We start from the raw sequence: 22,087 nt of genomic DNA on the forward strand, positions 1-22,087 counted from the left end.
CGCTACGCGCGTTGACCCTAGGCTGCGCGGGGACGGGGCCCAGATCTCAGCCGACCCACAGGGGGGCACATGTCAGCCACACCTCATCCGCAACGCCGCAGACGTCGTAACACCCGTCTCCTGGCCACCGCCGCGGGCATCGCGACCGTCGGTGCCCTTGTCGCCGCGCTGCCGGCGACGGCGGGCGAGACGACGACGAAGAAGCCCGGCTACCAGCGGCCGACCCGCTACCAGGACGTGCAGCTGCTCTCCTTCAACGACCTGCACGGCAACCTGGAGCCGCCGGCCGGCTCCTCCGGCCGGGTCACCGAGCTCCAGGCGGACGGCACCACCAAGACGATCGACGCGGGCGGTGTCGAGTACCTGGCGACGCATCTGCGCGACGCCCGCGGTGGCAACAAGTACTCCATCACCGCGGCCGGCGGCGACATGGTGGGTGCCTCCCCGCTGATCTCCGGGCTCTTCCACGACGAGCCCACCATCGAGGCGCTGAACAAGCTCGACCTCGACGTGACGAGCGTCGGCAACCACGAGTTCGACGAGGGCGCCAAGGAGCTGTCCCGTCTGCAGAAGGGCGGCTGCCACCCGGTCGCCGGCTGTTACGTGGACGGCGAGACCTTCGAGGGCGCCAACTTCCCGTACCTCGCGGCGAACGTCCTCGACGAGAAGACCAAGAAGCCGATCCTCAAGCCCTACTGGGTGTGGAAGAAGAACGGCGTCAAGGTCGGCTTCATCGGCGTGACCCTGGAGGACACTCCGGGCGTCGTCTCCGCCGAGGGCGTCAAGGGCCTCAAGTTCAAGGACGAGGTCGAGACGATCAACAAGTACGCCAAGGAGCTGGAGAGGCAGGGCGTCAAGTCGGTCGTCGCGCTGATCCACGAGGGCGGGCTCCCGGCCTCGGCGGCGTACAACTACGACTGCGACTCGCCCGGTGGCGGCGACGGCGTGTCCGGCCCCATCGTGGACATCGCCAAGAACATCACGCCGAAGGTCGACGCGCTGGTCACCGGCCACACCCACGCCGCGTACGCGTGCACGATCGACGACCCGGCGGGCAACCCGCGCACGGTCACCTCGGCCGCCTCCTTCGGTCGCCTCTACACCGACACGACGCTGACGTACGACCGCTGGACCGGCGACATCGCCCGGACGGCCGTCGGCTCCGCGAACCACGTGGTGACGCGTACCGTGCCCAAGGCGCCGGACATGACCGACCTGATCGCCAAGTGGAACACCCTCGCGGCGCCGGTCGGCAACAAGCCCATCGGGTACATCTCGGCGGACATCTCCAACATCGGCACCGAGTCCCCGATCGGCGACCTGATCGCCGACGCACAGCTCGCGTACGGCAAGGAGCTGGACCCCGAGACCGACCTCGCGCTGATGAACCCGGGCGGCGTCCGCGCGCCCCTCACCTACGCGGCCAAGGGCAGCGAGGGCGACGGCGTGGTGACGTACGCCGAGGGCTTCACCGTGCAGCCCTTCGCCAACACCGTGAATCTTCAGGACTTCACGGGTGCCCAGCTCGTCCAGGTGCTCAAGGAGCAGGTCAGCGGCACGAACACGACGGCGCCGAAGGTGCTTCAGGTCTCCGCCGGGCTGACGTACACGCTGGACATGACGAAGACCGGCGTCGACCGTGTCGTCGCCGACTCGGTCAAGCTGAACGGTGCCGCCATCGACCCGGCCGCCACCTACCGCGTCGCGACGAACAGCTTCCTCGCGGGCGGCGGCGACGGCTTCACCACCCTCGGCCAGGGCACGAACGACCTGGTGGGCGGCGACGACCTGGCGGCCCTGGAGAAGTACCTGCTGGCCAACTCGTCGGCCACGAACCCGATCGCCCCGCCGGCGGCGGACCGGATCACGGTCGTGAAGTAGCCACGAGGCAGTCCTGCGGTAGTCCTGCGGTAGTCCTGTCGTATCCCTGAGGTATCACGGGGGTGAACGGCCGGTCGGCCGTGAGGTAGATCGCAAACCTCGGGAACGAGTTGCGGGTGGGGTTGGTACGCGTGGTCGTATTGGGCGATGCGTACCCCCCACCCGATAGCCGCGCATTCCCCGAACCCGCCCAACCCGCCCAACCCCCCGAACGCGCCCAACCTTGCGAACCCCCCACACCCGCCCAACCCCTACGACGATCTCGCCGCCCTCGACGACGGGCCTCTGGAGGACTTCCTCCACGACGGGCCCGACGCGGTCGAGGCCGCCGAAGAGGAAGCGCAGTGGGCGCCGCCCAACCACCGCCAGGGCGGCCGCCGGACCCGCCGGCGCCGCCGAAATCCCTTCGCCGGACTGTCCCTCGCCGTGAAAGCGGTCATCGCCGTCCTCGTCCTCGTCGCCTTTGCCGGCGTCGGCGACCGCTGGGCACTCCTGTACGCCGAGCGCACCGCGGCCGACAAGGTCAAGGACCAGCTGAACCTGAGCGCGGCTCCCGAGGTCGAGATCGACGGCTTTCCCTTCGTCACCCAGCTCTTCGACCGCCGCATCGACTCCGTCTCGGTCACCGTCCCGGACATGGCGGCGGACCGGATCTCCCTGGCGAAGGTCTCCGCCACCGCCACGGGCATCGGGATCGACGGCGGCCCGACCTCCATACGCGGCGCCCGGATCCCGGAGCTGCACGGCGAGGTGCTGCTCTCCTTCGACGACCTGAACCGTGAACTCGGCGCCTCTCAGGTCACGTTCACCGGACACGGCGGCGACGAGGTACGGGCGCGCGGCACGCTGCCCGTCGCCGGGTACGACCTGAAGCTGCGGGCCGACGCGCGGATCCGGCGGGACGGCGAGCGCGGCATCTCGACCGAGGTCGGCGGAATGCGCCTGGACATCGGCGACCTGGCCACCTTCCGCCCCGGCACGCGTGAGTCCGAGGGCCTGCACCTGACCAGCGAGTCCGCCGCGCGCCTCGCCAAGGAGGAGCGGAAGGCGAAGGATCTGCTGGCCGTGCCGGCGATAGCGAAGCGGTTCGGCGTATCGGACGCCGCGATCCGGCAGGCGCTCCGCGACGACACCGAGCTCGCCGAGCTCACCGGCTCCCCGCGCTTCGCCCGGCAGCTCCTGAAGGTCAACCTCATCGACCTCGCCGTGGACAACCCCGAGATCCTCAAGCGCCTCGGCTTCGACCCGGCCCTCCTCGACGGCCTGTCCCGCCTGACCCGCCCCGCCCTCGTCGACCGTCTCTCCATCGGTTTCCGCCTCCCGAAGCCACCGAAGGGCGAGCTGCGGCTGCGGGACGTGCGCGTGCAGAAGGACGGGATCAGGGTGCGGGTGACGGGGGAAGGGCTGGCGGTCGGGCGCTGAGCTCCGGTGCTGAGCTCCGGCGGTTCGCGGTGCGGGCGGGCGCCTCGGCTGGGCTCGGACCTGCTTCCGTCTCGTCTCGGTGGACGAGGCCGCTCGCGCTGTCAGCGCCCGCCCGATGCTCCGGGCGGCCCCGTCCTCGTCATTGAAGGGCGTGATGCCGCACCGGAGTTCGTCGGTTCCGCTCAGCGACCGTCGTCCACCGAGCGCCAGAAATCGCGCAGCGTCTCCGCCGCTCCCTCGGGTTCTGGAGCATCCAGCAATGTCCGACGCCGTCGAGGACCCGTACCTCCGCCTCCAGCTCCCGGGCCAGGTCGCGGGCCACGTCGCTGTCGTCGAACGAATTTGTACGCGAGCGGGGGAGGACGGCTGGAGGCGCTCGCCTACACCGGCACCGTGAGGGTCGCCGTATAGCCCTTCGCGACGCTGCCCTCCACCGTCGCCATCTGCTGCTCGACACCGTCGCTGAAGATGCTGTCGCTCTCCAGGGAGAGCTCGCCCAGGGTCTGGACGCTGCTCGCGTAGCCGTCCGACGCGTACACGGCGTCGCAGACGTCCTTCGGCAGGGCGAGTTGCGAGGTGGCCGTTATGGACGTGGCGTTGGTCGCGTCCTCCAGACTGCCGTAGACCTCGAAGTGGATGTGGGGCCAGCGGCCGGTGTAGCAACCCGGGAAGATGCTGGTGAACGTGACCTGCCCCTTGGCGTCGCTCTCCTGGACACCCCGCAGGTAGTTCTCCTCCGTGACGCCCTCGGAGTAGAGGGAGTAGTCGCCGTCCCGGTCGCAGTGCCAGACATAGACCGCCGCGCCCTCCTTCGGCGTACCGCAGCCCGAGGCGGCGTCGACGACGGTGAGGGTGACGGTCAGCGGCACGCCCTCGGCCTTGCCGCCGGCCGAGTCTCCGAAGCTGGAGGTGATGTCCCTGCGGACGACACCGCTCTCCTTCAGCACGTTCACGCCGTTGGAACCGTCGCCGGGGAACGGGCCCGCTGTCTCGTCCGGGATCGTCTCGCAGCTCGCGTCGGAGCTTCCGGAGGAAGCGGCGGAGGAAGCGGCGGAGGACGAGGAGGACTTCGAGGCCGGGGAGGAGGGGGACGCGGTGTCCGAGTCGTCGCCGGTGCACCCCACCAGCGGCACCAGGCTCGCGCCGGCCAGCAGCCGGATCATCTTCCGGCGGTGCAGGGTGGGCAGGTCGAAGGAGAGACCCCGGTCGTGGTCGTGAAGTTCTTCGCTCATGGCTGCTCGCCTGTGCTCTCTCTGTTCGCCCGTTGCTTGAGAGTGACAGTAAACGCGGTGCCTGTGGAGCGGCAGATCGCGTCATCGGCTGAAGGGACGGACCCGGAAGGTCAGTCCCACGGGGCTGCGACCGCAGAACGGGTCGGCCGAGGAGCGAGCCCCAGGAACGCCACCGTCCGGCTGCTGACGACGTTTTCGTACGGCAGCGTGTATCGCACCCTGGTGGTGCGCGACACCCATGGTGTGCGCCTGGGCACACCCCCTCGCGAGGTTGGTGATCAAACTTCCCCCTGGATGACCTGCCACGTACCGGAATTGAGGGCCTCGTACCGGAATTGAGGGCCACGTACCGGAATTGAGGGCCTCAGGGGCGCCCGGAACGGGTTCGTGCGCGGCTTCGGCGGGCCCTCGGACACGCTCCGGGCGCGGTGCGCGGCCCCTCGGTCGACCGCTTCCCGGCACGCCCTCACCCGCTCGCCCACAGCCTTGACGAAATGGCTCTGACCTGGTGTTTTCCTGCGCTCCGCCTAGGCTGGAGAGGTCTGCCGGATGTCATGGGAGGGGTCTTCGTGAGTGGGGAAGGCACGGGGTGCGACGTTACCCGGATCGAGGTGCTGGAGGGGCGTGAGGCCGTTCGGAAGCGGCCCGGGATGTGGGTCGGCTCGATCGGCGAACGCGGTCTGCATCAGCTGGTGTTCGAGGTCGTCGGCCAGGCGGTGAACCAGGTCCTGGCCGGCCGCAGCGGCTCCGTCGACGTCACGCTCACGCCCGACGGCGGCGTGCGGGTCGCCGACGACGGGCCGGGGGGTCCTTTCGAGGCCGCCGGGGACACCGGCGGCCCGGGCCTCGAAGCGCTTCTGACCAGCTTCCCAGCCGGGTCCGAGCCCAGTGGCCGGCACATCGCGGGCGTGGGTCATTTCGGTGTGGGGCTTTTCGCCGTCAACGCCCTGTCGAGCCGGCTGACGGCCGAGGTGCGGTGCGAGGGGGTCCGCCGTGTCCAGGAGTATGCGCGCGGTGTCGCGGTCGCACCGTCCGCCGCCGTGGGGCCCGCGACCGGAAGCGGGACGACCATCACCTTCTGGCCCGACACCGAGATCTTCGAGACAACTGCTTGTTCGTTCGCCGTGCTGGCGGAGCGTTTCCGGCAGCTGGCCTTCCTCAACCGGGGCCTGGGGATCTCGCTGACCGACGAACGCCCGGCCGGCGAGGCCCGGGCGGTGCTGTACCGGTTCCCGGACGGAGTGCGGGACTTCGTGGCCGCCCTCGACGCGGAGACGGGGGCGGCCCTCCATCCGGACGTCATCGGCTTCGAGCGGGAGGACCCGCGGATGGCGGGGACGATGGAGGTGGCCCTCCTGTGGAGCGGCTCACCCGAGGAGCGGATGCGCAGCTTCGCCAACAGCCGGGCCACTCCCCAGGGGGGCATGCACGTGGACGGCTTCCGCGACGGAGTGGCGGCCGCGGTCACCGCGTACGCGCGGGAACGGGGAATGCTGGCTGCGGCGGACCCCGATCCCGGAGCCGACCGGATTGGCGAGGGCCTCACGGCAGTCGTGTCGGTGAAGCTCGACCGTCCCGAATTCCTCGGCGCCACGATCGGGCTGCTGGGCAACACCGACGTGCGGATCTGTGTCGGGGAGGCCGTCCGGGAGCACCTCGGCAATTGGTTCGAGGAGCAACCGGAGCGGGCCGTGGAGGTCGTCGACCGGATCGTCCGGGGCAGCCACCGGGACTGAACACCAGCGGACGGCACCGTCAGCATGTAGAACGGTGCGGTGGATTGACTGCGGCGTCGCGGTCAGCAAGGTCGCCCGCACCGGACCGATCCCGCTGAAACTGGCCTGAGCCCGAAACGCGCTTTCCAGGTGCGGCTCGCCGCTCATATCGAGGCGCAGCCACATCTTCGAGCTCATCTCGGTCCAGAATTCGAGCTCATCTCGGTCCAGAAGGCGAATCGCTCTCCGGCTGGGAAGTCGTCGGTGCCGACTACCTCCATGGCCCCAGTGTTGTCGCGGCGGGTCGGAGCAGCACCACCCGAACAAGCCGAACACAACCCACCGGGGCCGCGGCCGGCCGGGACGGGGACCGTCCATGGGAGCTGCCCCGCGCGTGTGCCGCCCACGCCGGTCGCGTTTCATCCGCCGTGGGGGCCGCCGAAGATGCCGCCGTTGCCGGTGTCGCTGCCGCCGACGTTGGTGTCGTTGGCGCTGGGGGTTGGGCTGGGGCTGGGGCAGTCGTTGGCGGCGGCTCCGCCGAAGAGGCTGCCGTCGCCCGCGCAACTGGGGCTGGGGCTGTTGTTGTTGCTGTCGCCGTTGCTGTCGCCGTTGGCGCTGCCGACCGAGCCTTCAGAGGTGCCGCCGCCGGCGTTGTCCGGTGTGTCCGTGGTTGTGTCACGGCCGGCTGGAGGGGGTTCCTTGCGCGCGGTCTCGGTGGGTGAGGGCTTCACTGTGGAGGGTGACGCTGCCGGGGAGGAACTGGTTGCGGTGGGTTTCGGCGGTGAGCTGGGGGTCCTGGTGACCTTGCTGCCGGGGTCGGTCACGACGTGAGCGGGGCGGTCCGCCGGCAGCAGAGGGAAGGCGATCAGGGCGAGGGCAGCTGTGGTGACAGCCGCAACCACGAGCAGAATGTTCGTCCGCGCCCGTGTCCTGGAGTGGTGCTCATCAGCAACACCTTCCCCGGCCGGGCGCTCCAGCTCGAGCCGTTGGGTCTGGCATTGCGTGAGCTCGGCGATGAGGGCGGCACGCCGCTTCAGCAGGGTGGTGCGCAGCACGGACGGGTCCTCGCCGCGCTGCTGCGGCCGCTGCTCGGGCGAGGTCCGCCTCGCTCGGCGGGGCAAGTCGTGTGACGCAGCTCACGGGAAGGCCGTGCGTGGTGCCGGACAGCTCATAGAGGTGAGCATTCCTATGCGTACCCGGGTGCGGGCCGGGGATTCGAGCGCGTTCGCCGAGCTCTTCGACAGCTACGCACGCGCGGTCTACAACCATGCCTTCCGGCTGACCGCCGACTGGTCTACGGCCGAGGACGTGATGGCCGCGACCTTCATGGAGGCGTGGCGGCTGCGCGACAAGGTCGACCCCGAGGGCGGTTCCCTGCGGCCGTGGTTGCTGGGCATCGCCACCAACACCGCGCGCAACCAGTACCGGAGCAACCGGCGGTACCGGCGAGCGGCGAGTGCCGCCGCGGCGGCCGAGCCGGCGGTGCCCGACCACGCCGAGGAGGTGGCCGACCGGGTCGACGACCGGCGACGCCTCGCGACGGCGCTTACCGCGCTCGCCACGCTGCGCAGACCGGAGCGCGAGGTCATCGCGCTCTGCCTGGGTGAGGGCCTGGACTACGAGGCCGCGGCGGAAGCGCTCGGGATCCCGGTCGGCACGGTCGCCTCCCGGCTCTCCCGCGCCCGCAGGAAGCTGCGTGCGCTCGCCGAGGCCGAACTGGCCCGTCCAGCGTCCGAACTGGCCCGTCCAGCCGCCGACTTGGCCCGTCCAGCGTCCGGTTTGACGCGCCCGGCAGCTGACTTGGCGCGCCCGGCAGCCGAATCACGGCTCAAGAAAGCCCATCGAGAACGGGAAGGCGGCAGCCCCGGCCGACAGATAAGAGGCGATCACACACAAGCGATCCGGCCCGCGCAGGAAGGAAACCGATGAACGCGAACACGTCCCGGCAGAACCCGGCCGAGTGGGAGGAGAGCGCACAGCTCCTGTCCCGGACGGCGCGCGACCTGCCGCCGGGCCGCCACCAGTTCCACAGGGAGCGTCTGATGGCCCAGATTCACGAGATCCAGCAGGAAGAGCGCACGGCTGGAGCAGAGGGGGCGGCGACGGCTCCGGCGTCGACACGGCGGTTCCGGCTGCCGCGCCCCGCGATCGCGCTGCCGGCGCTGGCTGCCGCCCTGGCCGGAGTGGTCGTCGCGGGGGTGGCGATTTCCGACGGCGGCGGAGCCAGGGACGGCGGGGGAGCCGGGGACGGCGGGGGTGTCGCCACCGGACCGGCCCTGACCACGCAGATCGGCGCCGCGACCACCAAGGGCGTACCGCAACTGCTCGATCGGATCTCGCTGGCCGCGGGCGAGGGGGCCCACCCGACCGTCAAGCCCGGCCAGTACATCTACATCGAGTCCAGGACGGCCGACACCTTCCTGAAGACCGTCGACGACAAGACAACACTGGCCAGCCACGAGCTGCACCGCCGCCAGATCTGGAACTCCCCCGACGGCACCAAGGGCTGGCTCATCGACCCCGCCGTCAACGACAGCCCGGAGGGCGAGACCCTCAGCCTCCCCGACGAACAGGGCAACATCCCGGAGGGCGGCATCAACAACCCGACGTACGACTACCTGGCCAAGCTGACCACCGATCCCGACGAACTCCTCGCCACGATCTACAAGGAGACCAAGGGCCAGGGCAACTCCCCGGACCAGCAGGCGTTCACCACCATCGGCGACCTGCTCGGTGAGACCTACCCGCCGGCGGAGCTCTACTCGGCCCTGTTCAAGACCGCCGCGAAGATCCCCGGTGTCGTCGTCGTACAGGACGCGGTGGACGCGGCGGGCCGGCACGGGGTCGCGGTGGCCCGGCTGGACGAGACAAGTGGCCAGCGCGAGGAGTGGATCTTCGACAAGCAGACGAACGTCTTCCTGGGCGAGCGCGTGGTCCAGGTGAGGCAGAACAGCGGCACGGAGGCCCTGATGAAGCCCGGCACGGTGACGTTCACCAGCGCCATCATCAACCGGGCCGTGGTCGACGGCATGAAGCAGACCCCGCAGTAGAGGTCGTAACGGACTCAGAACTTCTGACAGACCTCGCGGCACGCGTGCCGACGCCGCCCCCGGCGAACTTTCACCGGGGGCGGCGCGACCGTCTCAGTCGCTCGCCGCGCGCCCCGGGGAGGTAGCGATTGGAAGAAATGGGACAGCGCTGGTGGCTGTGACCAGGCCGTTTCGAGATTCCGAGTGTCCCATTTCTTCCAATCGCGTCTTTGCGACGACGCGGCGGACGTCAGGGGAGGCCCGGCGGGGCCGTCGGGGCGCCGGGTAGGCGGATCGTCGCGGCCGTGCCGCCGCCCTCGGCCGGGCTCAGCGCCACCTCGCCGCCCGCCTGTTGCACCGTACGCGCCACGATCGACAGGCCCAGGCCCGAGCCAGGCAGCGCCCGTGCGCTCGGGGAGCGCCAGAAGCGGTCGAAGACGTGAGGGAGGTCCTCGGCGGGGATGCCGGGGCCGTGGTCGCGGACCGTCAGTTCGCCGGCCTTGAGGGTGACGTCGATCGTGCCGCCCTCGGGGCTGAACTTCACCGCGTTGTCGAGGATGTTCACGATGGCCCGCTCCAGCGCGGAGGGCTCCGCCCGTACGAACCAGGGCTGGAGGTCCGCCGTGATCGTCAGCTCCGGTCCGCGCAGGCGTGCCCGGCGCAGGGCCGCTTCGACCGTGTCCTCCAGGGCGACCACCTGTACGCGGTCCGCCGGCGTGTCCGCCTCCGAACGCGACAGGGTCTGCAAGTCGCCGATCAGGGCCGCCAGTTCGGTCATCTGCGCCTTGACCGAGGCGAGGAGCGCCTTGCGGTCATCCGGGGGGATGGGGCGGCCCATCTCCTCGCTGCGGGTGAGGAGTTCGATGTTGGTGCGCAGGGAGGTGAGGGGGGTGCGGAGTTCGTGGCCGGCGTCCGCGATGAGTTGTTGTTGCAGGTCTCGGGAGGAGGCCAGGGCCGAGGTCATCGAGTTGAAGGAGCGGGAGAGGCGGGCGATCTCGTCTTCGGCCTCTTCCTCCACCGGGATGCGTACGCTCAAGTCCTCGGTGCGGGCGACGTGTTCGACCGCCTCCGTGAGCTTGTCGACCGGGCGCAGGCCCGCGCGGGCGACTGCGAGGCCGGCGGCTCCGGCGCCCACCACTCCGATGCCGGAGACGAGGAGCAGAATCAGGGCCAGGTCGTTGAGGGTGGACTGGGTGCTCTCGAGCGGGGTGGCGACAATGAGGGCGGCGTTGAGAGGATGAGTGGTCGTGCCGTCGTTCACGACGAGAGGCAGCGGCAGAGTCAGCACACGCATGGCGTTGCCGTCCTCATCGGTGCCGTTGCGGAAGACGCCCGTGGCGTCGGCCTCGTCGGCCTTCTTGACCACGTCCTTGTCGGCCTGGGTGACCTTGATCGCGCTCAAGGAGTTCGGGAGGACGCAGGTTGTTCCGTCCTCCGTGACCACCTCGGCATAGGTGGTCCGAATGCCTGTGTTCTGCGGAGTCTGAGTGCAGGAGTTGACCGCTTGCTTGACCCAGGGGGACTCCCGTGTCTTGTACGCCGTCTTCCGCAGGTCATCGTTGACCTGGTCATACAGCTTCCCCTGCACGATGAACCAGCACGTCACCGAAACCGCCGCCACCGCGAACGCCACCGCCGCCGCGACCAGCAACGCCAAGCGCGAGCGAATCGGCAACGACCGGAACCGGCGTACGACCTTCCTCACTCCGCGCCGCCCGACCGAAGCACATACCCCACACCCCGCACCGTGTGAACGAGGCGCGGCTCGCCGCCCGCCTCGGTCTTCCGGCGGAGGTACATGACGTAAACGTCAAGGGAGTTGGAGGACGGCTCGAAGTCGAAGCCCCACACGGCCTTCAGGATCTGTTCCCTGGTCAGCACCTGGCGGGGGTGGGCCAGGAACATCTCCAGGAGCGTGAACTCCGTGCGGGTCAGTTCCACGGACCGCGCACCCCGCGTCACCTCACGCGTCGCGAGGTCCATCCGCAGGTCGCCGAAGGTGAGCGCGTCGTTGTCCGGGGGGTTGGCCGACGAGGCCGCGTACGAGCTGCGGCGCAGGAGGGCCCGGACGCGGGCGAAGAGCTCGTCGAGTTCGAAGGGCTTGACCAGGTAGTCGTCGGCGCCGGCGTCGAGGCCGGTGACGCGGTCGCCGACCGTGTCGCGGGCCGTGAGCATGAGGATCGGCGTCATCGTGCCCGCTCCGCGCATGCGGCGGGCGGCTGTCAGTCCGTCCATGCGCGGCATCTGGATGTCCAGGACGACCAGGTCGGGCTGGTACGCGGTGGCCTTCTCGAGGGCGTCCGCGCCGTCGACCGCCACCTCGGTGTCGTACCCCTCGAAGGCGAGGCTGCGCTTGAGTGCTTCGCGCACAGCCGGTTCGTCGTCGACGATCAGGATGCGCTGGGGTTCACGGTCGCCTTCGGCGGGGCTCATCGCGGTCGGTTCCTCGGGTGTGGTGGGACGTGCTCGGGGCTCGTTCAGCGTCGCACGTTTCCGGGCTGTCTCGGGAGGCCCGCAGGCCCTGTGGAGGATCAGCCTCGTACGGTACGACGGCGACCTGTGCCTCGGCGGACGGCGGCGGTGCGCGGTGCCGCGGCGGCGACCTCGGGTGCGCGGGGCGCCGGGGCGTGCAGCTCGCGGGCCACCCGCAGGGCCAGGCCGAGCCCGGCCGGGCCGGTCTGCGCGTCGGCGTCGGTCTCCGGAGCGGTGTGCTGGATGACAGTGATCATGAGAGACCTTTCAGGGAGCCAGGGTCGGCTGGAGCGAGACCTGGTGGAGCCGGAGTCGGCCGGTGGTGCCCGGCGTCAGCTGTTGGAGCCGCCGCGCAAGGTGTCCAGGTCGGCCTTGACGGTGTTGATCGGGATGGCGAAGCCGAGGCCCACGCTGCCCGCGGTCGACGAGGTGGCGTCCGCGGCCGAGTACATCGCGGAGTTGATGCCGATGATGTTGCCGTTCATGTCGATCAGCGCGCCGCCGGAGTTGCCGGGGTTCAAGGACGCGTCCGTCTGGAGCGCCTTGTACGTCGTCGTCGACGAACCGGTGTCACCGTTGAACTGCTGGCCGCCGAACTCGAACGGCCACTGACCGCCGCCGCCCTGCTGTTGCTGCCGGCCCTGGCTCTCGTCCGTGGAGACGGTGACGTCCCGGTCGAGCGCGGAGACGATGCCGCTGGTGACGGTGCCGGTCAGGCCCTCGGGGGAGCCGATCGCCACGACCTGGTCGCCGACCTTGACGCCGTCGGAGTCGCCGAGCGTCGCGGCCGTCAGACCGGAGGGCGCGTCGTCCAGCTTGATCAGCGCGAGGTCCTTCTTGCTGTCGGTGCCGACGACCGACGCGGTGTACGACTTGCCGTTGCTCAGCTGCACCTTGATCTCGGAGGCGCCCGAGACCACGTGGTTGTTGGTGATGATCTCGCCGCCGGTCGTGATGATCACGCCGGAGCCGGTGGACTGACCGGCGTTCGAGGTGGCGTTGATCTCCACGATGCTCGGGCTGACCGCCTCGGCGACCCCGGCGACGGTGCCCTTCTGGCTGGTGGGCACGACGCTCGTACTGGTGCTGCTGCTCGCGACGGTGTCGCTGCCCGTCAGCTGCTGGAAGGCGTACGCGGTGCCGCCGCCCACGGCCGCGGCGGCTATGGCTACGGCGGCCAGCAGAGCGAGGGGACCCTTGGCACGCCTGCGGGGGGCGCCGGAGGGGGCGGAGGAGACGGGCTCGGTGAGAAGCGCCGTCGGAGTCGCGGAAGTCGTGGAAGCCGTCGAAGCCGGGTGGTCCGTGGAAGCCATGGAAGCGGCGCCCTGCTGCGCCGGCTCGTACGCCGGCGGGGGCGGCCACTCGGGGTTCACGGGGGAGCTCGTGGTGGAACTCGCGGAAAGGTCCGTGGCGGGCACGGAAGAGGCGTACTGCTGCTCGGGGTACGCGGACTGGTGCTGGTCACCCTCGGGGTACTCGCCGCTGCGGCGGAAGCTCTCGGTCATGACTCAAAGCTTGTCGCCCATCCATGAGAGCTCCCTGAGTGCTCCCTGAGAAGCCCGACAGAACCGCGTATGCCCGATATAAAGCCGCCGGGGCGCAGGCACGAATCCGCCGGGGCGCAACCACGAATCCGCCGGGGCGCCGCCACAAGGCCGCCGAGGCGCAACCACGAATCCGCCGAGGCGCCGCCACAAGGCCGCCGGAGCACCGCCGAGGCTTGTGAAACAAGGGGTTGCGGCACCGTGATGTGACGGAAGCGGCGGACGAATACTTGTCGATCACTCGTCCCTCCGCGGTGAGGAGCGTGTGCACGTAGATCTGAAGGCGCAACCTTGGTGGGTTCACGACACGCTGTGGGCTGCACCCGGGCACCAACAGGGCATCCACCAGCCTCTTCGGCTCACGGAGCAGCTTGGGCATGGGCTTCAACCAGTACAACCTGCTGTTCTGGAGAAACCAGAGCGCGCGCCGGCCCTCGCAATCACGCGGAGGTCGGCACGCCCCGTCAGGGGCGCGGAGCTGTGACATTGTGCGGCTCCGCCGCGTGGGCGTGCCCAGCCCCAGCGAACCCGCACCGAAAAACCAACCCCACCAGCCAAACCAGCGGAGCTACCCGCAGCCGCAAGACCGCCGAACAACCAACCGCGAAGGAAACACCTTCAACCGCTCACGCCGCGAGCCCGCGACCCGCAGCCCGTCATCCAGCACAAGATCCACTGCCGCCCGGGCCATCGCGGACCGGTCGGACGCGATGGTCGTCATCGGCGGATCCGTCAGCGCGGCTTCCTTGATGTCGTCGAACCCGGCGACAGCCAGCTCACCCGGCACATCGATACGAAGTTCACGCGCGGCACGCAGCAGCCCGATCGCCTGGTCATCGGTGGAGCAGAAGATCGCCGGCGGCCGGTCAGGACCGGCCAGCAGCTGAAGCCCCATCTGGTACGCGTCGTACCGGTTGTAGAGCGCCTCGAAGAGGCGACCCTCGGTGGACCTGCCCGCCTCGTGCATCGCACGCCGCCAGCCCTCCACGTGGTCGGAGACCGGGTCACCGACGGTGGGAGTCTCCGCGACGCCGCCCAGACAGGCGACGTACTCGTAGCCGTGCTCGAGCAGGTGACTGGTGGCGAGCTGCGCGCCACCTATGTCGTCCGTGACGACCGCGACGTCGTCGATCGCCTCGGGCCGCGCGTGCATCAGCACCACCCGGGCGTCCCACGCCTCGATCTCGGCGGCCGCGTTGTCGTTCAGCGCATTGCTGACGAGGATGAGCCCCGAGACCCGCATACCGAGGAAGGCCCGCAGATAGTGGACCTCGCGCTCGCCGATGTAGTCGGAGTTGCCGACGAGCACCATTTTCCCGCGCTCGGACGCGGCCTGTTCGACCGCGTGCGCCATCTCCCCGAAGAAGGCCTGGCGCGCGTCCGGCACGATCAGGCCTATGAGGTCCGTACGCCGCGAGGCCATGGCCTGGGCGACCCGGTCGGGCCGGTACCCCAGCTCCTTGATCGCGGCGAGGACACGCTCGCGCGTGGCCGGGGCGACCGGCCGGGGTCCGTTGTTGATGACATAGCTGACGACGGCGGTAGAGGTACCCGCCAGTCGCGCCACATCATCCCGAGTCACCTTGGCCACGCGCGGAGTCTACGCGGATGGAACTACATCTGGGCAGGTCGTACGGCGGGATCCGGCACGTCCGCGGCGTCCCCGGCAGCCTCCACGGCGTCCAGGTGTGCCGTCTCGTCCGCATCCTCCGGCTTTGGCTGGGCAGCCTTGGCCTTCGCCTCGTCCGATGCGCGGTCCAGCTTCTCCGGAGTAACGAATCGATAACCGACGTTCCGGACGGTACCGATCAGGGACTCGTGCTCGGGACCGAGCTTCGCCCGCAGCCGTCGTACGTGCACGTCGACGGTCCGCGTACCGCCGAAGTAGTCGTAGCCCCAGACCTCCTGGAGGAGCTGGGCGCGGGTGAAAACGCGACCAGGGTGCTGGGCCAGGTACTTCAGCAGCTCGAACTCCTTGAAGGTCAGGTCGAGGACCCGGCCCTTGAGCTTCGCGCTGTACGTCGCCTCGTCGACCGAGAGGTCGCCGTTGCGGATTTCCATGGGGGAGTCGTCGTTGACGATCTGCTGCCGACCCATGGCGAGCCGGAGCCGGGCCTCGACCTCCGCCGGACCGGCGGTGTCGAGCAGCACGTCGTCGATGCCCCAGTCGGCGGTGACGGCCGCGAGGCCGCCTTCCGTCACGACCAGGATGAGGGGACAGCCGGGACCCGTGGAACGCAGCAGCTGACACAGGCTGCGCACCTGCGGGAGGTCCCGCCGACCGTCGATGAGGATGACGTCGGCACCAGGGGTGTCGACGAGTGCGGGGCCCTCCGCCGGAGCCACGCGCACGTTGTGCAGCAGCAGGCCGAGGGCGGGAAGCACCTCCGTCGACGGCTGAAGGGCATTGGTAAGGAGCAGCAGAGAGCTCATCGTGCCCCACCTGCCTGGGTCGTCATACGGTGGTCGTGCTTGGTTCGCTCGCCCATAACGTCTGGTTCCTCCTCGGTCCCTGCGAGGACGTTTGCGGCACTGCTTCGTTCTGCCGCGGCTCCCGCGCCCCTGGGAGCCGCTCGCGTTCGTGGGTCTTCGTACACCTGCGGTTTCCCGCGTCGTATACAAGGCCCCTGAAAGCGCAAAAGGACTCGGGGGCTACGCTGCCCGAGTCCTCTTCCGAGCAGAATAGCCCACATGAGCCAAGGTCCGGCAGGTCATGTGACGCGATCTTTCAGTCTTCCACGCCTCGAGACGGCCCTGCGTACCCCTTTGCGGAGGTTTCTGCGCACGGTCGACGGCGTGACGATCGATTCCGTATACGAGTCGGGAAGCGTCGTATACGACATCGGAGCGCCACCTTCCGGCCACCTTGCGATCGTGATCGCGCACGGCTTCACGGGGGACCTGGAACGCCCGCACGTAAGGCGAGTTGCGGAAGCCTTCGCGCAGTACGGCGCCGTGGTCACCTTCTCCTTCCGAGGGCACGGCGCCTCCGGCGGGCGCTCCACGGTCGGCGACCGCGAGGTACTCGATCTGGCGGCGGCGGTGGAGTGGGCGAGAGAGCTCGGTCACACCCGTGTGGTCACCGTCGGTTTCTCGATGGGCGGCTCGGTGGTGCTCCGGCACGCGGCGATGTACGCGGACCGTTCCGAGGAGCACGAGGGGCGCACGGGAGCGCACACGGACGCGGTGGTTTCGGTGAGCGCACCCGCTCGCTGGTACTACCGGGGCACGGCCCCTATGCGGCGCGTGCACTGGCTGGTAACCCGCCCGGCGGGCCGCGTCGTCGGCCGCTACGGCTACCGCACCCGCATCCACCACCGCGAGTGGAACCCGGTCCCCGCCTCCCCGGTGGAGTCGGTCCCCCTCATCGCACCCAGGCCGCTCCTCATCGTCCACGGCGACCGCGACGGCTACTTCCCGGTGGACCACCCCCGGATGCTGGCCGCGGCGGCCGACGGCCACGCCGAGCTGTGGCTGGAGCCCGGCATGGGCCACGCGGAGCACGCGGCGGACGACGCCCTGCTGGCCCGGATCGGGGCATGGGCGACGGCCGACGCGGGCTAGCCTGACGGGGTTAGCCCGGGTGTTCACCCCGACCGAGTGAGACCGAGTGAGGAAGCAGATGGCAAAGGGCACGGTGCGTTACTGGGCCGCCGCCAAGTCCGCCGCCGGCGTCGCCGAGGAGCCGTACGAGGCCGAGAACCTCGCCGAGGCGCTCGACGCGGCACGCGAGCGACACCCCGGCGAGCTCGTCCGCGTCCTGCGGCGATGCTCGTTCCTCATCGACGGTGACCCCGTGGGCACCCGCGGACATGAGACGGTACGGCTGGCCGAGGGCGGCACGGTCGAGGTGCTCCCGCCGTTCGCAGGAGGGTGACGGGATCATGAGCGACCAGCCGTACGAGGGCAACCAGCCGTACGAGGGTTACGACCCCTACCAACACCAACATCAACACCAGCAGGAACAACATCAGCGGGAACAACAACAGCAAGACCTACAGCAGCAACAACAGCCCGGCTGGCCCGGGCAACAGCAGTACGACGACGCGGCCCGGCAGCAGTACACCCAGCAGTGGGAGGGCCAGACCTGGGAGACCCAGGCCCAGCCCCCGGTCACGCCCGCGACGCCCGCCGAGGACACCGCGTATCTGCCTCCGCAAGCTCCGGAGGGACCGGGAGAGGCGGCCTACGGAGCTCAGTACGCGGCTCAGCACGGGACTCCGTACGGCGTCGCGGGACAGCCGATGCCGACGAACTCGGGCTGGGACCAGCCGGCGCAGCCGCAGGGCTACCAGCCACAGGGCCACCCGGCCCCGGCATACCAGGGCCAGGGTCAGGGCCAAGGCCAGGGGCAGGGCTACGGAGACTTCGTGCCCACACCTGAGCCGGTGGCCGCACCCGCAGCGGCACACGCACACGCATACACGTCCACATCCGCACCCGCCCCGACGCCCGCGCCCGGCGAAGCCGCCGCCGGCTACGGCCCGCCCACCATCACCGGCAACTCGCGTGTCACCGACGCCCAACGCGCCCGTGCGGAGGGGCGTTCGCCGATCATCGAGCCCGGCGGGCAGCCGGCCGCGCTGACCGCGGTGCTCGGGCTGCTGCTGGCCGGGACGGCGGCGGTAGGGGAGTACGCGCTGGTGGTGCCCCTCGTCATCCTGCAGGCCGTGACCGCGGCGGGCTGGTTCCGGCTGAACGGGATGTGGCCCGCACGGCAGGGCATCGCGCTCGCCTTCGCGGGTGCGCTCACCGCGGATGTCGTGCTGCTCGCCGGCGGACGGGAGAACGCGCCCGCCGCGATCCTCGGGACCCTCGGTGTCTGGGTCCTGCTCGCCCTGGTCCTCCAGCTGCGCAGCCATGCCGATCCCGATGAGCGGATGTACGGGTTGATGGCCGCGGTTGCCTCGGCGGCGCTGGCGATCGTCGCGACGGGGCATCTCGGGGCGGAACCGGACGCGGTGACGGTGGGCGGGGTGGCGGTCGCGGTGGCGGTACTGGCCCGGGCGCTCCCGCTCCCCACGCCCGCCTCGGTGGTCGTCTCTCTGCTGGCGGCGGCGGGTGCGGGTATCGCGATGGGCGGTCTGACCGACCTCGGTTCCGGGGGAGCCCTACTCGGCGCCGCCGCCGGAGCCTGCGCCCTCATCGGCCACCGGGTCGCCAGCTACGACTACCCGTCCCGCTTCGTCCACTTCACGGCGGGCGTGGCTCTGCCGCTGGCGGCGGCGGCGCCGGCGATCTATCTGCTGGGGCGGGCACTGGTCTGAGGGCTGCGCACCCAGACCCCGCTGCTGGTATTTCAGCCTCTCCGGCATTTGAGGGGCCGGCGGTTCGGGGGGCTGGCCCAGGAAACGGGGGCTGGGGCTCCGCCCCAGCCCACCCCACCGCTCTGTCACGGCTGATCGACAACTGCCCCCGTCCCCCGGCCGGAGGCCCCCGCGGAGTTACCCTCGCGCTCAGACGACCGTCAAGGGTGGGGGAACACCAAAACATGCGCGCACTGCGAATAATCCTGATCGTCACCGTCATCCTGGGAGGACTCTTCGTCATCGCCGACCGTGTGGCCGTGGGCTTCGCCGAGGACGAGGCGGCGGGCAGACTGAAGACGAGCGAGGGCCTCGCGAGCACCCCGAACGTGTCCATCAAGGGCTTCCCCTTCCTCACCCAGGTGGTCGGGGGCGAACTGGACGAGGTGGAGGTCGGCATCAAGAACTACGAGGCCGACACGAGCGGCGCGACGGGCGGCGGAGGCACCGATACGAGCACGGGCACCGGCCCCGGCAAGATCCGTATCGACAACCTCACCGCCCAGATGCGCGGCGTGGCGTTCTCCAGCGGCTACACGTCCGCCACGGCCGCCTCCGCCAGCGGCACGGCCACGATCTCGTACGCCGAACTCCTCAAGGCCGCCAAGGCCGAGCCAGTCCAGGTCACGGATGGAGTCACCGCCCAGGTCGTCGGCCTCTCCGACGGCGGCAACGGCAAGATCAAGGTCGAGGTCGAGGCCACCGTGCTCGGCAACAAACTGCCCCAGCCGGTCTCCGTACTCAGCTCGGTCAGCGTCAAGGGCGACAACGTCGAGGTGCACGCCGACTCCCTGCCCAACCTGGGTGTCCAGCTCGCCGAGGACAAGGTCCGCCTGATCACCGACTTCGAGCAGAAGATCGACGACCTGCCGGGCGGCATCAAGCTCGACAAGGTCGAGGCGGCCAAGACGGGTGTCGACATCAAGGTGAAGGGTTCGGACGTCGAACTCGTCGGGTAGGACGAGAACGTTCGCTCGTCGGGTAGGGCGAAGCGGTTGGACGAAACGGTTCGCTGATCGGGTAGGACGAGGACGTTCGATAGAAGGCGTCCGTCCGAAAGGCGAGACGGACCCGTCCGTACAGCAGATGTGCGGGTGATGTGACGAGGGCGACAGGCGCCAAGGAGCCGGACCGGCTCGGGCGAAAGCTGAACGGAGCTGACCTCGAGAGCCCTCTCGTCCCACATAGCGGACGATCGCGTCTCAGTATGCGACACGCCGGTGACACGCCTGCCGAACCCTCCCTACGATCGACCCCATGAGGCAACAGGCGGACTTCACGAAGCGGCGGGCAGTGGACCTGTGCCGCGTCGCCGCCATGCTCTGTCGCACCTTCTGAGCGGGAGTGTCAGTCCTTCCGCGAGCCGGGCCCTTCGATCTTCCCCATCAGGGCCACACTTGCGCCGCGTACGCCATCGAAGCGTGACCGCCGACCGCGTACCGCGCCCCATCTCTACCGCACAGCCCGCCGCAACTGCCCCGGAGGAGAACGAGCATGAGCCGCAGCGACGTCCTGGTAGACGCCGACTGGGTCCAGGATCATCTGGACGACCCGAACGTGGCCGTCGTCGAGGTCGACGAGGACACGTCCGCGTACGAGAAGAACCACATCAAGAACGCGATCCGCATCGACTGGACCCAGGACCTCCAGGACCCGGTCCGCCGTGACTTCATCGACCAGGAGGGCTTCGAGAAGCTCCTGTCGGCGAAGGGCATCGGGAACGACACGCTGGTCGTGCTCTACGGCGGCAACAACAACTGGTTCGCGTCCTACGCCTACTGGTACTTCAAGCTGTACGGCCACGAGAACGTGAAGCTCCTCGACGGCGGCCGCAAGAAGTGGGAGCTCGACTCCCGCGACCTGGTCGACGGCTCGCAGCTGCCCGAGCGCCCGGCCACCGAGTACAAGGCCAAGCCTCAGGACACCTCGATCCGTGCCTTCCGCGACGACGTCGTGGCGGCCATCGGTGCGCAGAACCTGGTCGACGTCCGCTCGCCCGACGAGTTCAGCGGCAAGCTGCTCGCCCCGGCCCACCTGCCGCAGGAGCAGTCGCAGCGTCCGGGTCACGTCCCGTCCGCGCGCAACATCCCGTGGTCGAAGAACGCCAACGACGACGGCACCTTCAAGTCGGACGACGAGCTCAAGGCGCTCTACGCCGACGAGCAGGTCGACCTCGCCAAGGACACCATCGCGTACTGCCGCATCGGTGAGCGCTCCGCGCTGACCTGGTTCGTCCTGCACGAGCTGCTCGGCGTCGAGAACGTCAAGAACTACGACGGCTCGTGGACCGAGTACGGCTCCCTCGTCGGCGTGCCGATCGAGCTCGGCGCCAACAAGTAATCCAAGGCCTGAAGGACTGAAGGACGGAATCGAAACATGTGTGGAGCGAAGGCCGGCGGCCCGGACGCCTCGACGATCAAGCCCGGTGAGACCACCATCCAGGGGCACGTGACCAAGGACGGCGAGCCGGTGGTGGGCTACGTCCGCCTCCTGGACTCGACCGGCGAGTTCACCGCCGAGGTCCCGACCTCGGCGACCGGACAGTTCCGCTTCTACGCGGCCGAGGGCACCTGGACCGTCCGCGCCCTCGTTCCCGGCGGCACGGCGGACCGTACGGTCGTCGCCCAGACGGGCGGCCTCGCCGAGGTCGCGATCGCCGTCTGAGCCGCTTGAACGCCGCTTGAACTGTTTGAACCGCCGTTTGAACCGTTTGACGGCAGACACCGTATGAACGGCCGAAGGGCCGCACCCCTGGGGGTTGGACGCCACCAGTTGATCGGGGTGCGGCCCTTCGGCTTGCCCGGACGTGGACCTACGCTGGACTCATGTACGCGCGCAGGCGGCACGCCTACTTCGTCATGATGGGCACGTGCGTCGGGCTGTTCGTCCTGGCCTGGGCAGTCGTGCGGCTGTGGTCGGTTCCCGTGGCCGTGGGCATGTGTGTCGTGGCGATGGTGATCCCGCCGGTCGCCGCGATGGTCGCGAACCGGCGCGGGCCCGAGGACCGCTGGTGGGACGACCCCTCCGGTGACCCCAAGTCCGACGAGTGGTGGGACGAGCTGGACGGCAAGAAGCGGCGGAGGTAGAAGGCCGGGCGGAGGGCTTCTCAGTAGACGAGCGCCTGCGTCTCGTCCGCCAGCGCCTCCTGTACGAAGACCTGCGCGCCCGCGATCCGTACGCCCTCGATGACGTCCTTCTCCGTGATGTCCCGGCGGGCCGCGCACTGCGTGCAGAGGGTGAGCCGACCGCCGGCCAGGACCGAGTCGAGCAGGTCGGGCAGCGGAGCCGCGTGCGGCAGCTCGAACTCGGCGGCACGGCCCGGCAGCGCGAACCACGCGGACTCACCGGTCAGCCAGAGCGAGACGTCCACGCCACTGGCCACGGCCACCGCCGCCACCGTGAACGCCTGCGAGCAGCGTTCGGGAGCGTCCGCCCCCGCTGTCACCTTGATCACGAGCTTCTTCGCCATGGCCGAATCGTATGCGG

Annotated in this window: 21 protein-coding genes; 12 read left to right on the plus strand and 9 right to left on the minus strand. The window is 69.7% G+C overall.

Annotation, left to right across the window (positions count from 1 at the left end; all coding sequences use genetic code 11):
- The first annotated feature begins 69 nt into the window (after positions 1–69).
- Together ACTWQR_RS19135 and ACTWQR_RS19140 are read left to right on the plus strand one after the other, a co-directional pair.
- A complete protein-coding gene (locus tag ACTWQR_RS19135; RefSeq protein ID WP_443228308.1) occupies positions 70–1,881 on the plus strand; it encodes a bifunctional metallophosphatase/5'-nucleotidase in 1,812 nt (603 codons plus the stop codon).
- A 147-nt stretch (positions 1,882–2,028) separates the two neighbouring features.
- Positions 2,029–3,303, plus strand: a complete 1,275-nt coding sequence (locus tag ACTWQR_RS19140) for an LmeA family phospholipid-binding protein (protein WP_443228309.1) — start codon at positions 2,029–2,031, stop codon at positions 3,301–3,303.
- A gap of 380 nt (positions 3,304–3,683) precedes the next feature.
- Here ACTWQR_RS19140 and ACTWQR_RS19145 read toward each other — a convergent pair whose 3' ends face one another.
- Positions 3,684–4,535: an intradiol ring-cleavage dioxygenase gene (locus tag ACTWQR_RS19145; RefSeq protein WP_443228310.1), complete on the minus strand. Its 852-nt coding sequence runs from the start codon at positions 4,533–4,535 to the stop codon at positions 3,684–3,686.
- Positions 4,536–5,104: 569 nt separating this feature from the next.
- Here ACTWQR_RS19145 and ACTWQR_RS19150 point away from each other — a divergent pair.
- Positions 5,105–6,271, plus strand: coding sequence for an ATP-binding protein (locus ACTWQR_RS19150; RefSeq protein ID WP_443228311.1), 1,167 nt, complete (start codon positions 5,105–5,107; stop codon positions 6,269–6,271).
- A 398-nt stretch (positions 6,272–6,669) separates the two neighbouring features.
- Here the strand turns inward: ACTWQR_RS19150 and ACTWQR_RS19155 are convergent, their stop codons facing one another.
- Positions 6,670–7,305, minus strand: a complete 636-nt coding sequence (locus tag ACTWQR_RS19155) for a hypothetical protein (protein ID WP_443228312.1) — start codon at positions 7,303–7,305, stop codon at positions 6,670–6,672.
- Positions 7,306–7,438: 133 nt separating this feature from the next.
- On the opposite strand from ACTWQR_RS19155, the gene ACTWQR_RS19160 reads away from it, so the two are divergent.
- Entirely contained in the window at positions 7,439–8,179 is a 741-nt protein-coding gene (locus ACTWQR_RS19160; RefSeq protein WP_443228313.1) for an RNA polymerase sigma factor, read from the plus strand.
- Positions 8,176–9,300: a CU044_5270 family protein gene (locus ACTWQR_RS19165; protein ID WP_443228314.1), complete on the plus strand. Its 1,125-nt coding sequence runs from the start codon at positions 8,176–8,178 to the stop codon at positions 9,298–9,300. Before ACTWQR_RS19160 ends, ACTWQR_RS19165 begins: the two co-directional genes overlap by 4 nt.
- A 229-nt stretch (positions 9,301–9,529) precedes the next feature.
- On the opposite strand, the gene ACTWQR_RS19170 is transcribed toward ACTWQR_RS19165, so the two are convergent.
- The 6 genes from ACTWQR_RS19170 to ACTWQR_RS19195 form a co-directional block, all read right to left on the minus strand.
- Complete coding sequence (locus tag ACTWQR_RS19170) at positions 9,530–10,984, minus strand: sensor histidine kinase (RefSeq protein ID WP_443228315.1); 1,455 nt, start codon at positions 10,982–10,984, stop codon at positions 9,530–9,532.
- On the minus strand, positions 10,981–11,712 hold the full coding sequence (locus tag ACTWQR_RS19175) for a response regulator transcription factor (RefSeq protein WP_443228316.1): 732 nt from the start codon (positions 11,710–11,712) through the stop codon (positions 10,981–10,983). Before ACTWQR_RS19175 ends, ACTWQR_RS19170 begins: the two co-directional genes overlap by 4 nt.
- A 98-nt stretch (positions 11,713–11,810) precedes the next feature.
- Entirely contained in the window at positions 11,811–12,008 is a 198-nt protein-coding gene (locus ACTWQR_RS19180) for a hypothetical protein (protein ID WP_443228317.1), read from the minus strand.
- Positions 12,009–12,083: 75 nt separating this feature from the next.
- Positions 12,084–13,256, minus strand: coding sequence for a S1C family serine protease (locus ACTWQR_RS19185; protein ID WP_443228318.1), 1,173 nt, complete (start codon positions 13,254–13,256; stop codon positions 12,084–12,086).
- Positions 13,257–13,863: 607 nt separating this feature from the next.
- Positions 13,864–14,886, minus strand: a complete 1,023-nt coding sequence (locus ACTWQR_RS19190) for a LacI family DNA-binding transcriptional regulator (RefSeq protein ID WP_443228319.1) — start codon at positions 14,884–14,886, stop codon at positions 13,864–13,866.
- Between the two features lie 23 nt (positions 14,887–14,909).
- Positions 14,910–15,728, minus strand: a complete 819-nt coding sequence (locus ACTWQR_RS19195; RefSeq protein ID WP_443228320.1) for a winged helix-turn-helix transcriptional regulator — start codon at positions 15,726–15,728, stop codon at positions 14,910–14,912.
- A gap of 258 nt (positions 15,729–15,986) precedes the next feature.
- Between ACTWQR_RS19195 and ACTWQR_RS19200 the strand changes: the two genes are divergently transcribed.
- The 7 genes from ACTWQR_RS19200 to ACTWQR_RS19230 all read left to right on the plus strand — a co-directional run bounded on the left by ACTWQR_RS19200 (position 15,987) and on the right by ACTWQR_RS19230 (position 21,687).
- A complete protein-coding gene (locus tag ACTWQR_RS19200) occupies positions 15,987–16,859 on the plus strand; it encodes an alpha/beta hydrolase (protein ID WP_443228321.1) in 873 nt (290 codons plus the stop codon).
- 58 nt (positions 16,860–16,917) lie between these two features.
- Positions 16,918–17,172 (plus strand): MoaD/ThiS family protein, encoded by a 255-nt coding sequence (locus tag ACTWQR_RS19205; RefSeq protein WP_443228322.1) that lies wholly within the window; start codon positions 16,918–16,920, stop codon positions 17,170–17,172.
- A gap of 7 nt (positions 17,173–17,179) precedes the next feature.
- Positions 17,180–18,562 carry a hypothetical protein gene (locus ACTWQR_RS19210; RefSeq protein WP_443228323.1) on the plus strand — a complete coding sequence of 461 codons (1,383 nt, stop codon included), beginning with the start codon at positions 17,180–17,182 and terminating at the stop codon, positions 18,560–18,562.
- A 224-nt stretch (positions 18,563–18,786) separates the two neighbouring features.
- The gene (locus ACTWQR_RS19215; RefSeq protein WP_443228324.1) at positions 18,787–19,560 is read left to right on the plus strand and encodes an LmeA family phospholipid-binding protein; all 774 of its coding nucleotides are present in this window, start codon (positions 18,787–18,789) and stop codon (positions 19,558–19,560) included.
- A gap of 535 nt (positions 19,561–20,095) precedes the next feature.
- Positions 20,096–20,941, plus strand: coding sequence for a sulfurtransferase (locus ACTWQR_RS19220; RefSeq protein WP_443228325.1), 846 nt, complete (start codon positions 20,096–20,098; stop codon positions 20,939–20,941).
- 36 nt (positions 20,942–20,977) lie between these two features.
- The gene (locus ACTWQR_RS19225; RefSeq protein WP_055513194.1) at positions 20,978–21,265 is read left to right on the plus strand and encodes a DUF1416 domain-containing protein; all 288 of its coding nucleotides are present in this window, start codon (positions 20,978–20,980) and stop codon (positions 21,263–21,265) included.
- A gap of 161 nt (positions 21,266–21,426) precedes the next feature.
- Entirely contained in the window at positions 21,427–21,687 is a 261-nt protein-coding gene (locus ACTWQR_RS19230) for a DUF3099 domain-containing protein (protein WP_443228326.1), read from the plus strand.
- A gap of 20 nt (positions 21,688–21,707) precedes the next feature.
- Here the strand turns inward: ACTWQR_RS19230 and ACTWQR_RS19235 are convergent, their stop codons facing one another.
- Positions 21,708–22,070 carry a DsrE family protein gene (locus ACTWQR_RS19235; protein WP_443228327.1) on the minus strand — a complete coding sequence of 121 codons (363 nt, stop codon included), beginning with the start codon at positions 22,068–22,070 and terminating at the stop codon, positions 21,708–21,710.
- Positions 22,071–22,087: the final 17 nt, after the last annotated feature.

Source organism: Streptomyces sp. 2A115, assembly GCF_052245575.1.
Classification (GTDB): Bacteria; Actinomycetota; Actinomycetes; order Streptomycetales; family Streptomycetaceae; genus Streptomyces.

Coding starts and splice junctions, on each gene's coding strand:
- ACTWQR_RS19140 (WP_443228309.1), top strand. CDS start 2,029: ATGCGTACCCCCCACCCGATAGCCGCGCATTCCCCGAACCCGCCCAAC.
- ACTWQR_RS19225 (WP_055513194.1), top strand. CDS start 20,978: ATGTGTGGAGCGAAGGCCGGCGGCCCGGACGCCTCGACGATCAAGCCC.
- ACTWQR_RS19220 (WP_443228325.1), top strand. CDS start 20,096: ATGAGCCGCAGCGACGTCCTGGTAGACGCCGACTGGGTCCAGGATCAT.
- ACTWQR_RS19200 (WP_443228321.1), top strand. CDS start 15,987: ATGAGCCAAGGTCCGGCAGGTCATGTGACGCGATCTTTCAGTCTTCCA.
- ACTWQR_RS19185 (WP_443228318.1), bottom strand. CDS start 13,256: ATGACCGAGAGCTTCCGCCGCAGCGGCGAGTACCCCGAGGGTGACCAG.
- ACTWQR_RS19160 (WP_443228313.1), top strand. CDS start 7,439: ATGCGTACCCGGGTGCGGGCCGGGGATTCGAGCGCGTTCGCCGAGCTC.
- ACTWQR_RS19210 (WP_443228323.1), top strand. CDS start 17,180: ATGAGCGACCAGCCGTACGAGGGCAACCAGCCGTACGAGGGTTACGAC.
- ACTWQR_RS19180 (WP_443228317.1), bottom strand. CDS start 12,008: ATGATCACTGTCATCCAGCACACCGCTCCGGAGACCGACGCCGACGCG.
- ACTWQR_RS19215 (WP_443228324.1), top strand. CDS start 18,787: ATGCGCGCACTGCGAATAATCCTGATCGTCACCGTCATCCTGGGAGGA.
- ACTWQR_RS19165 (WP_443228314.1), top strand. CDS start 8,176: ATGAACGCGAACACGTCCCGGCAGAACCCGGCCGAGTGGGAGGAGAGC.
- ACTWQR_RS19145 (WP_443228310.1), bottom strand. CDS start 4,535: ATGAGCGAAGAACTTCACGACCACGACCGGGGTCTCTCCTTCGACCTG.
- ACTWQR_RS19135 (WP_443228308.1), top strand. CDS start 70: ATGTCAGCCACACCTCATCCGCAACGCCGCAGACGTCGTAACACCCGT.
- ACTWQR_RS19235 (WP_443228327.1), bottom strand. CDS start 22,070: ATGGCGAAGAAGCTCGTGATCAAGGTGACAGCGGGGGCGGACGCTCCC.
- ACTWQR_RS19175 (WP_443228316.1), bottom strand. CDS start 11,712: ATGAGCCCCGCCGAAGGCGACCGTGAACCCCAGCGCATCCTGATCGTC.
- ACTWQR_RS19230 (WP_443228326.1), top strand. CDS start 21,427: ATGTACGCGCGCAGGCGGCACGCCTACTTCGTCATGATGGGCACGTGC.
- ACTWQR_RS19205 (WP_443228322.1), top strand. CDS start 16,918: ATGGCAAAGGGCACGGTGCGTTACTGGGCCGCCGCCAAGTCCGCCGCC.
- ACTWQR_RS19195 (WP_443228320.1), bottom strand. CDS start 15,728: ATGAGCTCTCTGCTGCTCCTTACCAATGCCCTTCAGCCGTCGACGGAG.